Annotated in this window: 14 protein-coding genes; 4 read left to right on the forward strand and 10 right to left on the reverse strand. The window is 55.6% G+C overall.

All coding sequences use genetic code 11. From position 1 onward, the window contains the following. Nucleotides 1-129: 129 nt before the first annotated feature. Nucleotides 130-1,542: a pyruvate kinase PykF gene (pykF, locus tag EDF82_RS06195; protein WP_123754692.1), complete on the forward strand. Its 1,413-nt coding sequence runs from the start codon at nucleotides 130-132 to the stop codon at nucleotides 1,540-1,542. Nucleotides 1,543-1,849: 307 nt separating this feature from the next. Then, nucleotides 1,850-2,086 carry a murein lipoprotein Lpp gene (gene lpp / locus EDF82_RS06200; RefSeq protein WP_003029373.1) on the forward strand — a complete coding sequence of 79 codons (237 nt, stop codon included), beginning with the start codon at nucleotides 1,850-1,852 and terminating at the stop codon, nucleotides 2,084-2,086. Nucleotides 2,087-2,178: 92 nt separating this feature from the next. Here the strand turns inward: lpp and EDF82_RS06205 are convergent, their stop codons facing one another. The 7 genes from EDF82_RS06205 to sufA all read right to left on the reverse strand — a co-directional run bounded on the left by EDF82_RS06205 (nucleotide 2,179) and on the right by sufA (nucleotide 8,825). Then, complete coding sequence (locus tag EDF82_RS06205; RefSeq protein WP_123754693.1) at nucleotides 2,179-3,183, reverse strand: L,D-transpeptidase family protein; 1,005 nt, start codon at nucleotides 3,181-3,183, stop codon at nucleotides 2,179-2,181. Nucleotides 3,184-3,285: 102 nt separating this feature from the next. Next, nucleotides 3,286-3,702 (reverse strand): cysteine desulfuration protein SufE, encoded by a 417-nt coding sequence (gene sufE, locus EDF82_RS06210; protein ID WP_123754694.1) that lies wholly within the window; start codon nucleotides 3,700-3,702, stop codon nucleotides 3,286-3,288. A gap of 11 nt (nucleotides 3,703-3,713) precedes the next feature. Continuing rightward, entirely contained in the window at nucleotides 3,714-4,934 is a 1,221-nt protein-coding gene (gene sufS, locus EDF82_RS06215) for a cysteine desulfurase SufS (protein WP_123754695.1), read from the reverse strand. Beyond that, nucleotides 4,931-6,205 carry a Fe-S cluster assembly protein SufD gene (gene sufD, locus EDF82_RS06220; RefSeq protein WP_123754696.1) on the reverse strand — a complete coding sequence of 425 codons (1,275 nt, stop codon included), beginning with the start codon at nucleotides 6,203-6,205 and terminating at the stop codon, nucleotides 4,931-4,933. Before sufD ends, sufS begins: the two co-directional genes overlap by 4 nt. Beyond that, complete coding sequence (sufC, locus tag EDF82_RS06225) at nucleotides 6,180-6,926, reverse strand: Fe-S cluster assembly ATPase SufC (RefSeq protein ID WP_123754697.1); 747 nt, start codon at nucleotides 6,924-6,926, stop codon at nucleotides 6,180-6,182. Before sufC ends, sufD begins: the two co-directional genes overlap by 26 nt. A 31-nt stretch (nucleotides 6,927-6,957) precedes the next feature. Next, nucleotides 6,958-8,445 carry a Fe-S cluster assembly protein SufB gene (sufB, locus tag EDF82_RS06230; RefSeq protein ID WP_123754698.1) on the reverse strand — a complete coding sequence of 496 codons (1,488 nt, stop codon included), beginning with the start codon at nucleotides 8,443-8,445 and terminating at the stop codon, nucleotides 6,958-6,960. 2 nt (nucleotides 8,446-8,447) lie between these two features. Then, nucleotides 8,448-8,825 (reverse strand): Fe-S cluster assembly scaffold SufA, encoded by a 378-nt coding sequence (gene sufA, locus EDF82_RS06235; RefSeq protein WP_123754699.1) that lies wholly within the window; start codon nucleotides 8,823-8,825, stop codon nucleotides 8,448-8,450. A 767-nt stretch (nucleotides 8,826-9,592) separates the two neighbouring features. Here sufA and EDF82_RS06245 point away from each other — a divergent pair. Next, nucleotides 9,593-9,919: a hypothetical protein gene (locus tag EDF82_RS06245; RefSeq protein WP_123754701.1), complete on the forward strand. Its 327-nt coding sequence runs from the start codon at nucleotides 9,593-9,595 to the stop codon at nucleotides 9,917-9,919. Nucleotides 9,920-10,060: 141 nt separating this feature from the next. Here EDF82_RS06245 and EDF82_RS06250 read toward each other — a convergent pair whose 3' ends face one another. Beyond that, nucleotides 10,061-10,309 (reverse strand): GlsB/YeaQ/YmgE family stress response membrane protein, encoded by a 249-nt coding sequence (locus tag EDF82_RS06250; RefSeq protein ID WP_123754702.1) that lies wholly within the window; start codon nucleotides 10,307-10,309, stop codon nucleotides 10,061-10,063. A gap of 165 nt (nucleotides 10,310-10,474) precedes the next feature. Between EDF82_RS06250 and EDF82_RS06255 the strand changes: the two genes are divergently transcribed. Continuing rightward, entirely contained in the window at nucleotides 10,475-10,666 is a 192-nt protein-coding gene (locus EDF82_RS06255; protein WP_123754703.1) for a YegP family protein, read from the forward strand. Between the two features lie 107 nt (nucleotides 10,667-10,773). Here the strand turns inward: EDF82_RS06255 and menI are convergent, their stop codons facing one another. After that, entirely contained in the window at nucleotides 10,774-11,184 is a 411-nt protein-coding gene (menI, locus tag EDF82_RS06260) for a 1,4-dihydroxy-2-naphthoyl-CoA hydrolase (RefSeq protein ID WP_123754704.1), read from the reverse strand. Continuing rightward, nucleotides 11,181-14,237 carry an FAD-binding and (Fe-S)-binding domain-containing protein gene (locus EDF82_RS06265; RefSeq protein WP_123754705.1) on the reverse strand — a complete coding sequence of 1,019 codons (3,057 nt, stop codon included), beginning with the start codon at nucleotides 14,235-14,237 and terminating at the stop codon, nucleotides 11,181-11,183. Before EDF82_RS06265 ends, menI begins: the two co-directional genes overlap by 4 nt. Between the last annotated feature and the right edge of the window lie 134 nt (nucleotides 14,238-14,371).

Genomic DNA, 14,371 nt, shown 5'->3' on the forward strand with positions numbered 1-14,371 from the left:
ACGCTCTTTTGTTGTCATCTATTCTTAGAGCTTGGCATAGCAACTTTCGCAATACAGGTTTGACTCCACGGCGGCATGCCAACGGAGCGAGTTTTCCATATCCTTCACAACTTAAAGACTAAAACTTTCATGAAAAAGACCAAAATTGTTTGCACCATCGGTCCGAAAACCGAATCCGAAGAGATGCTGTCCAAAATGCTGGACGCGGGCATGAACGTCATGCGTCTGAACTTCTCTCACGGTGACTATGCTGAACACGGTCAACGCATCCAGAACCTGCGTAACGTGGTGAGCAAAACCGGTAAGACAGCCGCTATCCTGCTGGACACCAAAGGTCCGGAAATTCGTACCATCAAGCTGGAAGGCGGCAATGACGTCTCCCTGAAAGCGGGCCAGACCTTCACCTTCACCACCGACAAATCCGTAGTCGGCAACAGCGACATCGTGGCAGTTACCTATGAAGGTTTCACCACTGACCTGTCCGTCGGTAACACCGTACTGGTAGACGATGGTCTGATCGGTATGGAAGTCACCGCCATCGAAGGTAAAAACGTTATCTGTAAAGTGCTGAACAACGGCGACCTGGGCGAAAACAAAGGCGTTAACCTGCCGGGCGTTTCCATTGCCCTGCCGGCACTGGCAGAAAAAGACAAACAGGACCTAATCTTCGGTTGCGAGCAAGGCGTCGATTTCGTTGCCGCTTCCTTTATTCGTAAGCGTTCTGACGTGGTGGAAATTCGTGAGCACCTGAAAGCCCACGGCGGTGAGAACATTCAGATCATCTCCAAGATTGAAAACCAGGAAGGCCTGAACAACTTCGACGAAATCCTCGAAGCGTCTGACGGCATCATGGTTGCTCGTGGCGACATGGGCGTTGAGATCCCGGTTGAAGAAGTTATCTTCGCCCAGAAAATGATCATCGAAAAATGTATCCGCGCACGTAAAGTGGTTATCACCGCGACTCAGATGCTGGATTCCATGATCAAAAACCCGCGTCCGACCCGCGCAGAAGCCGGCGACGTCGCTAACGCCATCCTCGACGGTACCGATGCGGTAATGCTGTCTGGCGAATCCGCTAAGGGTAAATACCCGCTGGAAGCGGTCACCATCATGGCGACCATCTGCGAACGTACCGACCGCGTGATGACCAGCCGTCTGGAGTTCAACAACGACAACCGTAAACTGCGTATCACTGAAGCAGTATGCCGTGGCGCTGTAGAAACGGCTGAAAAACTGGAAGCACCGCTGATTGTGGTCGCAACCAAAGGCGGTAAATCTGCACGTGCCGTACGTAAATACTTCCCGGATGCGACCATCCTGGCGCTGACCACCAACGAAACCACCGCCCGTCAGCTGGTGCTGACCAAAGGCGTTGTGCCGCAGCTGGTTGCACAGCTGGACTCCACCGATGACTTCTACCGTCTCGGCAAAGAGCTGGCGGTACAGAGCGGCCTGGCGCGTAAAGGCGACGTGGTTGTGATGGTATCTGGTGCGCTGGTACCGAGCGGAACGACCAATACCGCTTCCGTACACGTGCTGTAATCTTTTACAAGTTAATTATTTTTATAAAACGCCTCTTCGGAGGCGTTTTTTTTATTCAATCCTTAGCTCCTCTTAATAAAAATGCAAATCGGAATTTACTATTTAATAAGAGATTATCTAAGATGAATCCGATGGAAGCGTGCTGTTTTCACAAAGAATTTTTAACTCGCCTGTCAAATTCGATGCTTCTTTGAGCGAACGATCAAAAATAAGCGTATTACCGTAAAAAAATATTCTCATCCCAAAAAAGTTTGTGTAATACTTGTAACGCTACATGGAGATTAACTCAATCTAGAGGGTATTAATAATGAATCGTACTAAACTGGTACTGGGCGCGGTAATCCTGGGTTCTACTCTGCTGGCTGGTTGCTCCAGCAATGCTAAAATCGATCAGCTGTCTTCTGACGTTCAGACTCTGAACGCTAAAGTTGACCAGCTGAGCAACGACGTGAACGCAATGCGTTCCGACGTTCAGGCTGCTAAAGACGACGCAGCACGCGCTAACCAGCGCCTGGACAACGCTGCTACCAAATACCGTAAGTAATAGTATTTGTAGCTGTGTTATAAAAATGGCGCACATTGTGCGCCATTTTTTTTGTCTGCCGTTTGCCGTTCCCTTCCCTGTTTATCCATCCGTTATTGCGTGACCCGCGTTTCTGACGCCGTCGCCGGCGTACCGTTCAGGACTGACTGCACCGAACTGGCCCCACTCGCATCAGGCGTCGCCCCGGTTGAAACCACCACCGGAACCCCCATGCGACGATGCATCGCTTTATCCGCCATCGCTTTATCCGTTCCCTTGTCGTTGGCGAACTGCGCGTAGCCTTCCGGCAGCACGTAGGCAATGGTCTGCGGGTTCTGCGTTTCGCTCTGGGTCATCGGGCGATGCACTTCCAGATAGCGCGTGCCGTTCGATTCGATGGAGAACTTCACCGGCTGGTTGATCACCCGCACCGGCGTGCCCACGCGAACCTGGGCAAACAGCGCTTTAATATCGTCGGTAAACATCCGCATGCAGCCGGAGCTGACGCGCAGCCCGACGCTGTTCTGCGCATTGGTACCGTGAATCAGGTATTCGCCGTTACCGTACGCCAGGCGCAGGGCAAAGCGGCCTAATGGGTTGTTCGGCCCGGCCGGCACCACCGCCGGTAAGGTGATGCCTTTTTCCAGCGAGCGCTGGCGAATACCGGCGGTCGGGGTCCAGGTCGGATTAGGAATTTTTTGCCCGACGCGGGTGGTCATCTCCGGCGTTTCAAGCCCGAGTTGCCCAATCCCTAACGGATAGACCTGCACCGTGTTGCCGTCCGGCGGGAAATAATAGAGCCGCAGCTCTGCCAGGTTCACCACAATCCCTTCACGCGGCACATCGGGCAGTAGCAGCTGTAGTGGAATAAGCATCTGCGTCCCAGGCTGTGGGACGGGTGCAACGGTGTTGTTGGCTTCCAGCAGGATCATCGCCGCGGTGTCAAAGCGCCGGGCAATGGTTTGCAGGCTGTTATCGCCCTCCTGCACCGTGTAGGTCTGATTCTGTCCCACCAGACGGCTACCGTTGGCCGGTAATGTGTATTCAACCGCTCTGGCGGCCTGAGACGCGCCGAGAGCACCTAAAAGCATAAGAGTGAGTAGAGACGCGCGTTTCATACTGAATTTCCCTCTTAGTCACTGACAGGCCGTCAGAAAGTTGAACCACCCGCGAGACGGATACCCCGTCTCGCTTAACAGAATGAAAGCTTCAACAATAGTTTAGCTAAAAGTGAGAGCCTGCGCGCGAATTGCGCGGATCATTGCTTCCAGCCCCTGCGAGCGCGAGGGCGTGAGGTGTTGCGTGAGCGCCATTTTTTCAAACCACGGGCGCACGTCGAAATCAGTGATGTCTTTGGCGGTCATCTGGTCATACAGAATGAACACCACGGCGATCAACCCTTTGACAATCGCGGCGTCGCTATCCCCGCGCAGCGAAAGCACGCCGCCGTCGCGCTGCTCCACCACAATCCACACCTGGCTCTGGCAGCCCTGAATGATGTGTTGCGCGGTATGTTCTTCAGCCGGCAGCGGTGCCAGGCGCTGGCCGAGCTCGATAATATAGAGGTACTTCTCTTCCCAGTTGGCGCAACGACTAAAGTTGCGCAGCAGTTTGTCTTTATCCGGTAACGCCGCCATGATTGCTTCCTTTAGCCTAATAGCGTGTGGATACGCTGTAGTCCTGCGACCAGCCGATCCACCTCTTCCGTCGTATTGTACATCGCCAGCGATGCCCGACACATTGCCGGCACCTGATAGAACGCCATCAGCGGCATCGCGCAGTGGTGACCGGTGCGTATCGCAATGCCGTAGTTATCGAGGAAGCTGCCCACGTCGTAGGCGTGATGTTTGCCAAGATTAAAGGCAATCACGCCCAGGCGATGGTCAGGCCCATAAATGGTCAGATCGGGCACGTTCTTCAGCGCCTGTAGCGCATAGTGCATCAGTGTCTGCTCATACTCGGCAATCTGGGTCAGGCCCAGCGCGTTAATATACTCGAAGGCCGCCCCGAGGCCGATAATGCCGCCGGTATTGGGCGTTCCCGCCTCAAAGCGCCACGGCGCTTTCGCCCAGGTGGTTCCTTCGGTCAGACTGACGGTGGCAATCATCGCCCCGCCGCCTTCCCACGGCGGCATCGCCTGCAGCAGCGCCTCTTTGACATACAGGACGCCAATCCCGGTGGGGCCATACAGCTTGTGTCCGGAAAAGACATAAAAATCGCAGTCCAGCGCCTGAACGTCGACCGCATGGTGCATCACCGCCTGTGCGCCATCGACCAGGACTTTAGCCCCATGCTGATGGGCCAGCGGGATCAGGGCCGCCAGCGGGTTTTCCGTGCCCAGCACGTTGGAAACCTGAGTAATCGCCAGCAGCCGGGTACGATCATCGAACAGGCCAGGGATCGCGTCCAGCTGCAAGGTGCCGTCTGGATTGAGCGGAATGACCCGCAGCTCTGCCCCAACCCGGGCGCACAGCATCTGCCACGGCACGATATTGGCGTGGTGCTCCATGGCGCTGATGATAATGTTATCTCCGGCACCAACGTTGGCATTCCCCCAGCTGTTGGCCACCAGATTGATCCCTTCGGTGGTCCCGCGCACGAACACCAGCTCTTCTGCAGAGCGGGCATTCAGGAAGTTGGCCGCCTGCTGGCGCACCTGCTCCATCCGCGCCGTGGCTTCCGCGCTGAGGGTGTGGATACCACGGTGAACGGCGGCGTAGCCATGGCGATAAAACTCCGCCTCGGCGCGAATCACCGCCTCTGGTTTTTGCGCGCTGGCGGCGCTGTCGAGATAGGCCAGCGGCTGACCGTTAACCTCCCGGCTGAGCACCGGAAAATCCGCGCGTATCCGTTCGGCAGAAAATGTCATGCTGATTCCTCCGGTAAACGTTGGCCAATGCGCGCCAGAATGGCAGCCCTGAGCGTGTCATCGGCGACCGCTTCCGTCAGTTCGGCGGCGAAAGCGTAGAGGATCATGTGCTGCGCCGCCTGCCCGGAGATACCGCGCGAACGCAGATAGAACAGCTGTTCGTCGTCGATCCGCCCGATGGTGGCACCGTGGCTGCACTTGACGTCATCGGCATAGATTTCCAGCTGCGGCTTGGTATCCACTTCAGACAGGCGCCCCAGCAGCAAATTGTTGTTGGTCATCTGACCATCGGTTTTAATCGCGTGTTTCGCGACATTGATCAGGCCGTTAAAGACCGCCCGCCCTTTATCGTTGACGATGGTCTTGTGCAGCTGGCGGCTATTGCAGTAGCCCACCTGATGGTCCAGCCAGGTGCGGCTGTCGCACACTTCATTGTTCACCGGCATCGCCAGCGAGTTGATCCGCAGGTCGCTGTTCTCGCCCTGCAGTCGGGTGCTGGTGTGGTGACGCAACACCGCGCCGCCGAGCAGGAAACTGCTGCTAAAGGCCGAGGCATCACGGCCAAGCGTAAGGTCATTGTGGGAGAAGTGATAGCTCCGGGCATTTTCAAACGCCAGCTTGAGATGCTGCAGGTGGGCGTTATCCGCCACCGTCATGGTCAGGCGCGCACCGGTAAAGTGGCGCTGTTCATCGAGGCTCAGATAGTGTTCGACGATGGTCGCTTCGGCACCGCTCTCCAGCTCAAGATGGTGGCGGTAATGGGCGCTGTTCATCTCGCCACCCGCCAGACCACGCGTCACATGCATCAGCAGCAGCGGCTTTTCCGGGCGCTGATGGCGTTTAACGCGGATGCGGGTCACCGTCTGCGCCAGGCTTTCGGTAAGGTGCAGGAAGACTTCCGGCTGTAGCGCCTCGGGGAGCCCCTGGCGCTGGTTGTCGACGCTGACCTCATAACCACTGCCGGCCAGATCGTCGCTCAGCGCTGGGCTAAACTGTCCGTCGATAAACACCAGACGCCAGGCATCCAGCCCCAGCGCGCGTTCGTCCCGCTGCGCCGCGCTGAAGTCGCCGGGCTGCAGGGCCACGAAGGTCTCGTTGCACAGCGCCTCCAGCGGCGTATATTTCCACTCTTCATGTTTGCGCGTCGGCAGGCCAAGACGCAGCACCTGCTGGAGATGCTGGCGGGCCTCTGGGGTGCGCTGCGCGCCCTGCGCCTCAAACAGATGGTGCCATTGCTGCAATGTGTTACTGCTGTTCGGTAAGCCAGCCATAGCCCTGCTCCTCCAGCTGTTTGACCAGCGTAAAATCACCGGATTTGACGATCCGCCCTTGATAGAGCACGTGCACAAAGTCCGGCTTGATGTAGTCGAGAATACGCTGGTAGTGCGTCACAATAATAAACGCGCGCTTGCCGTCGCGAAGCGCGTTGACGCCTTCAGAGACGATTTTCAGGGCATCGATGTCCAGCCCGGAATCGGACTCATCAAGGATGCACAGCTCCGGCTCCAGCACCGCCATTTGCAGGATGTCATTACGCTTTTTCTCGCCGCCGGAGAAACCGACGTTGACCGAACGGGTCAGTAAATCTTCCGGCATCTTCAGCAACTGAATTTTCTCTTCCATCAGGTCCTGGAAGTCGAAACGGTCCAGCGCCTCCTGACCACGATATTCGCGTACCGCGTTGAGCGCGGTTTGCAGAAAGAACTGGTTGCTGACGCCGGGGATTTCGACCGGGTACTGGAAGGCCATGAAGATCCCTTCGCCCGCGCGATCTTCCGGCGCGAGGCTCAGCAGATCTTTGCCTTTAAACTCCACGCTGCCGCCGGTGACTTCATAGTCTTCCCGTCCGGCAAGGGTCGCGGAGAGCGTACTTTTCCCGGAGCCGTTCGGCCCCATAATGGCATGCACTTCGCCAGGACGGATTTCCAGATCCAGGCCACGCAGGATCGATTTGTCTTCAACGGCAACCTGCAAGTTTTTAATACTTAACATCTTGTTTCCCTTAATTCGTGTCGCCTGGCGCTTAGCCGACGCTGTGTTCCAGACTGATAGCCAGCAGTTTTTGCGCCTCGACGGCAAATTCCAGCGGCAGTTCTGAGAAGACGTCTTTACAGAAGCCGTTGACGATCATCGAGATAGCATCGTCTTCGCTGATCCCGCGCTGCAGGCAGTAGAACAACTGGTCTTCGCCGATCCGCGAGGTGGTCGCTTCGTGCTCAAGCTGCGCGCTGTTGTTGCGGCATTCAACGTACGGGAAGGTATGCGCCCCGCAGTCCGGCCCAATCAGCATCGAGTCACACTGGGTGAAGTTGCGCGCATTGGTGGCGGTGGGCATGATTTTCACCAGCCCCCGGTAGCTGTTCTGGCTTTTCCCGGCGGAGATCCCTTTCGAGATGATCGTCGAGCGGGTGTTTTTGCCGATATGAATCATTTTGGTGCCGGTGTCTGCCTGCTGGTGACCGCTGGTCAGGGCGACGGAGAAGAACTCGCCGATCGAGTTATCACCGCGCAGAATGCAGCTCGGGTACTTCCAGGTGATGGCGGAACCGGTCTCGGACTGTGTCCACGACATTTTGCTGTTCTCGCCTTCGCACAGCGCACGCTTGGTGACGAAGTTGAGGATCCCGCCGGTGTTGTTATCCCCGGGGAACCAGTTCTGCACCGTGGAATATTTCACTTCGGCGTCTTTGTGAATAATCACTTCGACCACCGCCGCGTGCAGCTGATAGCTGTCGCGCACCGGCGCCGAGCAGCCTTCGATATAGCTGACGTAGCTCCCCTCATCGGCCACCAGGATGGTTCGTTCGAACTGGCCGGTTTTTTCGGCGTTGATGCGGAAGTAGGTGGACAGCTCCATCGGGCAACGAACGCCTTTTGGCACGTAGATAAAGGTGCCGTCAGAGGCCACCGCCGCATTCAGCGCGGCAAAGAAGTTGTCGTTGCTCGGTACCACGGTCCCGAGATATTTTTTCACCAGCTCCGGGTGGTCGTGAATAGCCTCCCCGAACGAGCAGAAGATAATCCCCTGCTCCGCCAGTTTTTCGCGATAGGTGGTCGCCACCGACACCGAGTCAAAAATCGCGTCGACCGCCACTTCTCGCCCTTCACGGACCGGGACGCCCAGCAGATTAAAGGCCTCTTCGACCTCCTGCGTCAGGTAGGCCGCCGGGCCGGTTTGCTGTACCGCACCGGGCTCGGATGCGCAGGTGTCATCGCAGTTACCGCAGGACGGTGCGGAGTAATAGCTGTAATCCTGGTAATTCAGTTGCTCATAATGCGCTTTCAGCCAGTGCGGCTCTTCCATCTCCAGCCAGGCGTTAAACGCGCGCAGGCGGAACTCGAGCATCCACTCGGGCTCATTACGACGGGCGGAGATGGCGCGCACCACCTCTTCATTAATGCCTTTCGCCAGCTCATCGGTTTTTAGTTGGGTAAAAAAACCTTCTTTATAATTCAGAGAGCCGTCGGACCAGGTTTTGACATCGTCAGTTGCTTCAGTATTACGAGACATAATTACTCCGCCTGAACCCCAAAGCTTTCACCGCAACCACATTCGTGCTGCGCTTTTGGGTTATGAAACTTAAAGATTTCATTTAATCCTTCCCGGACGTAATCCAGCTCCGTGCCATCGATAAACGGCATGGCCTGCAGCGGCGCCCACAGCTTCGCGCCGTCACGTTCAAACAGCAGATCGTCTTTCGCCGGTTCGGCAATCAGTTCGAGTACGTAGGCAAATCCGGCACAGCCGCTGGTTTTAATCCCCAGACGCAGGCCTTGCTTGTCGGGCTGCTTCGTCACCAAATCGCGAATATGGGCAGCGGCGGTCGGGGTCATCATCAGACCACGCCAGCTAAACTCATCGGGATTGAAGGTTCCAGTATCTAATTCCATCGCTCTACCTCATTGGTTGGCGCCATCAGGGCATGCAGCTATGTTAATGATAACGATTATCACTTCAACCCAGCTGGAGAAGGGATATTCCCTGCTCTGATGCTTTTTTAGCGCTTTTTATAAGCATAGACCCTGCCTCGCAGGTTAACAGCGGACTATTTACAAACGTAATGCATTGATAAATAGATAGTTAATGAGGATATAAGCGGGTGTTCGGGCGCAAGATAAAAGATGCATCGGAAATGCCTATTTTTGAAATAGAAAATGGCACCTTCTGTGAACAACAGGCATAACAAAATCAATGAATTAATTGTGAATAACGTTTTTCAGTGGTTATTTCATCCATTACCAACCAGAACAATCTATAAACATCGGTCGGGAAGATTGTTAGTTATCCGGAAAAATGAAGCGGCGATTCAGATAAATTCGGACAAAACCCTGGATTAAAGCGTATTAGTCTACTGGTAACTTGATGTACAATTCCCGCTTAAATTTCCTACAGTTTTCGGCCCAATGTCGTCGGAGTCACTGCTCACCCGGAGCTACGCAGTACAGAATGATAGATATCAGTATTATGTCGATGTGCATGGTAGTACTGCTGGTGATGAGCGTACTGCTGAACTAAATTAGCCCCCTTTCCGCTGTACGCCGCCAGGACTTCACATTCGTGATGAAATGAGGAGTTTTGGAGGATTCGCCCCCCGTGGGATTGTTCGCCAACCAGGTTATCTCTAAGCTTCCAGGCACACTCTAAAGAGGTAACTAAGATGAAAAGAACGATTATTGCTCTGTTAGCCACCGTATCTGTTGTCGCCGCCAGCGCATTTGCGGCAGATAAAACCGAGAGTCCAGCCCCTGCCGACCATTATGCCGGTCAGCCGATGATGGATATGCCCCAGGGCCGCGGCGCGATGCCCATGCCTTTACCACCATTCCCGCCGAGAAAGCCGGTGATATTCTCCGCCACCGTTGCCACCGACAACCCGGCTGAGACCATTAGCAAACTGACTCCGCTGATCCCGACGGATAAAGCCAAACATTATGAAGTGCGTGTGGAAGTGGTTCCCGTCCCTGATATGCCGGAACGCGGCTGAATTCATTCACTGACCTAATCTTTGAAGACAAAAAAAGCTGCCGGTGTTGAGGGCAGCTTTTTATTTTACGTCTAACTTCGTGCTACAAATCTTTATCCTCGTGGCAACCTGCGCCGAGGACGCATGAATGACGACGGGATATTAACTTTTAATCTTTCTGTAGATAAACAGTACAACTAATGCACCAATGACCGCGACTGCAAAGCTGCCGAAATTAAATCCATCGACCTTGCCGAAGCCAAAAAATGTGCTAATCCAACCACCTACAACTGCACCGATAACCCCCAGAACGATAGTGACGATAAAGCCGCCGCCGTCTTTGCCTGGCATAATCCACTTAGCCAAAATACCGGCAATAAGACCAAAAATGATCCAGGAAATGATACCCATAGTTAACTCCGTCCTCTATGTTACTCACAAGTATATCGTTCTTAAATAGTAGCATAAATAACGTGAATGATTCATGAATTATATTTTTAATAGTGATGACTTGCTGCATAAGCAATCATAGTCTACATATCAAGGGGTCATTGTTAATCCGCAAAGGAGTTAAAGATGGGTTATTACGTTATTAAAAAGTCTGAGAAAAGCGTGTCCCAGCCGTGGTATTTCCTGCTCAAAGCCGATAACCACGAAACCATTGCTACCAGTGAAATGTATTCCTCGAAGGATGCAGCGAAAAAGGGGATTGCCTCGGTGCAGAAGAATGGGCCGAGCGATACTATCAAGGATGAGACCGCATCCTGACGCGTAACTGAAGCGAGAAGATAAGGGGGAAACTACGCCCCCTTATTGGCTAACGAACGGCGCTAAACGCCGTGGGGCGAAGAGAGATGCTCTCTTCGCCGATGACCTCAGACAACCGCGGTGGTGAGCCGCGAAGAACAGCACAAACGCCCCTGTTCATCAGAGATATCAATCTGCCACACCTGATGACGAGAGCCGACATGGAGCGCCCGGCATACGCCGCGCACCCGGCCGCCGCGCACCGAACGAATGTGGTTGGCATTGACCTCCAGCCCCACCACTTTTTGCTCACCCTCACTGCACAAATAGCCGGCAACCGAGCCGAGCGTTTCCGCCAGGACCACAGAGGCCCCGCCGTGCAGCAGACCAAACGGCTGATGCGTGCGCTGATCCACCGGCATGGTGGCTTCGATAGTCTCATCGGTAAAGACATCAAAATGAATATCCAGCAGCCCGACCATGTTGCCTTCGCCCATACCGTTGAGCTGTTCCAGCGTTGTCTGACGTTTCCAAATCATCCAATAATCTCCAGCAGCGCCTGCAGCGGATGACGAACCCCGCTGCCTTCAATACGCTTCACCTGACTACGACAGGAGTATCCGGTCACCAGGCAACGATTGCGCGGTAAACGCTGAATCGCCTGTTGCCAGGAAAGCGCGTAGATATCCAGCGAGTTGGCATGGTTTTTCACCTCATGGCCATAGGTCCCGGCCATACCACAGCAGCCAACGCTGACGTTTTCCAGCTTCGCGCCAAAGCGCGCAAAAATCTCAGCCCACTGCTTCGGCGCGGCGGGTAGCGCCGTCACTTCGGTGCAGTGACCAAACAGATACCACGCTTCCCCGCTGCAATCCTGCTCGCGGGTCTCCGGCAGCGCTTTGGGCAGCCACTCGTGGACCAGCATCACGTGGAAATCGCCGCGCTTGTCGCCCAGCACCTGGTTGTACTCATCGCGATAACACAGCACCAGCGCCGGGTCGACGCCAACCATCGGCATGCCCAGCTGCGCCACGCGGTTGAGGAAATCTGCAGTCTTTTGCGCCGTGCGGGCAAAGCGCGACAGGAAGCCTTTGATGTGCTGGGCCTTGCCGTTCGGTGAAAACGGCAGCAGCACCGGCTGGTAGCCAACCTTTTCAACCAGACGGACGAAATCCGCCACCACCTGCGCGTCGTAGTAGCTGGTGAACGGATCCTGCACCACCAGCACCATCCTGGCTTTTTGCTCCGCGCTGAGGGTTTCCAGCAGCTCCAGAGTCATGTTCGCCGAACGATGCCCGACCATTTGTTGCTTCAGCGACGGCGTCGAGAGTAACGGCAGATCGACCATGCCGATATGCTTCTCGGAAAGCTTGCGCACCCACGGCTGATTAATAAAGAAGTTGAAGGTCTTCGGCGCATGAGCCATCAGCGGCGCGTAGGACTCGACCGTCGCCACCAGGTGGTCGCGCACCGGCCGCAGATAGCGGCTGTGATAGAGCTGCAGGAAACGCGAGCGGAACTCCGGCACGTCAATTTTAATCGGGCACTGGGTTGAACAGGCTTTACAGGCCAGACAGCCGGACATCGCCTCTTTCACTTCGTGAGAGAAATCATACTCGCCCTTGCGCGCATGCCAGCTATTGCGGGTACGCTCCACCAGGGTACGCAGGCTGGCGCGTTTTTCCGGCAGCCCCTTCTCCAACTGATTCGGGTCAACGCCGCGGTCGGCCAGCAGGCGCAGCCATTCGCGCACCAGCGTTGCCCGCCCTTTCGGCGAATGGATACGGTGATTGCTGACCTTCATTGACGGACACATCGGGCTTTTCACGTCAAAGTTAAAGCACAACCCGTTACCGTTACACTCCATCGCCCCACGCCAGGAGGTGCGCACCGCGATAGGGATCTGGCGATCCCAGGTGCCGCGCTTCACCGCGTCCACCTTCATCATCGGCGCGTCCACGCCTTCCGGCGGACAGATTTTGCCCGGATTGAGGCGGTTATGCGGATCGAACGCCGCTTTAATTTTGCGCAGCTCGCTGTACAGGGCCTCGCCAAAGAAGGCCGGGCTGTATTCCGCCCGGAACCCTTTGCCGTGTTCACCCCACAGCAGGCCGCCGTATTTTGCCGTCAGGGCCACGACCTCGTCGGAGATCTGCTTCATCAGCACTTCTTGCTGCGGATCGCACATATCCAGCGCCGGGCGGACGTGCAGCACGCCGGCATCCACGTGGCCGAACATGCCGTAGCTCAGGCCGTGCCCGTCCAGCAGAGCACGAAACTCAACGATATAGTCGGCAAGATGTTCCGGCGGGACGCAGGTATCTTCGGCGAACGGAATCGGCTTGGCGGCGCCTTTGGCGTTCCCCAGCAGGCCGACCGCTTTTTTACGCATCGCGTAGATTCGCTCCACGCCGTCCAGCTCGTTACACACTTGCCAGCCGATGACGCCGGCCTCGCTGGCGGCGATCAGTTCATCCAGGCGCTGGCACAGCGTGGTCACCTGGTCGTCGATAAGCGGTGCTTCATCGCCGGCAAATTCGACAATATTCAGCCCCAGCATCTCTTTATCCGGGACATCGGTGATCAGCTCGCTGACCGAGTGCCAGACGATATCTTCCCGCGCCAGGTTAAGCACTTTCGAGTCGACGGTTTCCACCGACAGCGCTTTTGCCTCGACCATAAACGGCGCGTTGCGTAACGCCGAGTCAAAGGAGTCATATTTGATATTTACCAGACGGCGCACTTTCGGCAGGCGGGTAATGTCCAGGCGCGCTTCGGTGATAAAGGCCAGCGTCCCTTCCGAACCGGTGAGAATCCGCGTCAGGTCGAACTCGCTCATATCGTCATTAAAGACGTGGCGCAGGTCGTAGCCGGTCAGGAAGCGGTTCAGTTTGGGGAATTTATCGATGATCAGCTGACGCTGCGCTTTACAGCGCTGGTATACCGTCCGGTAAATGCGCCCTATCGCCGACTGCTCCTGGCTTAGCGTTTCAGCCAGCGCTACGGGGACCGCCTGGGTATCAAGAATGTCGCCGCCCATCAGCACCGAGCGAACGCCCAGCACATGGTCTGAGGTTTTGCCATATACCAGCGATCCCTGGCCGGAGGCGTCGGTGTTGATCATCCCGCCCAGCGTCGCACGGTTGCTGGTCGACAGTTCCGGGGCAAAAAAGTAGCCGTAGGGTTTCAGATATTGGTTGAGCTGATCTTTAATCACCCCCGCTTCAACCCGCACCCACCCTTCTTCAGGGTTAATTTCGAGGATGCGGTTCATATAGCGGGACATATCGACAATGATCCCGGCGTTCAGCGCCTGACCATTGGTTCCCGTGCCGCCGCCGCGTGGGGTAAAGACCAGTGATTTAAAACGTTCTTCCGCCGCGATCCTTGCCAGCAAAACCACATCTGCCGTTGAGCGGGGAAATAATATTGCATCCGGCAGCAGCTGATAAACGCTGTTATCTGTCGCCATGGTTAGCCTGTCGGCGTAACTTGTGGCGGTATCGCCGGTAAATCCTTGTTGCTCCAGTACCTGCAAAAAATTCAATACCAGTTGAACGACACCTGGTGCTTGAGAAATTTGTGGGATCATAACGCTTGACCCTGCCTGACTATGTTGTGTTGTATAAACTTCATCCTTCAGACTGCCTCTCGTTGGCGCATCGGTGTGCCGGGGGTTTACTGACGTAAAACCGAGGGACCCATTCGCCGCCTTAATGCATGCTG

Source organism: Klebsiella sp. BIGb0399 (genome assembly GCF_003752615.1).
GTDB lineage: Bacteria > Pseudomonadota > Gammaproteobacteria > Enterobacterales > Enterobacteriaceae > Klebsiella > Klebsiella lignicola.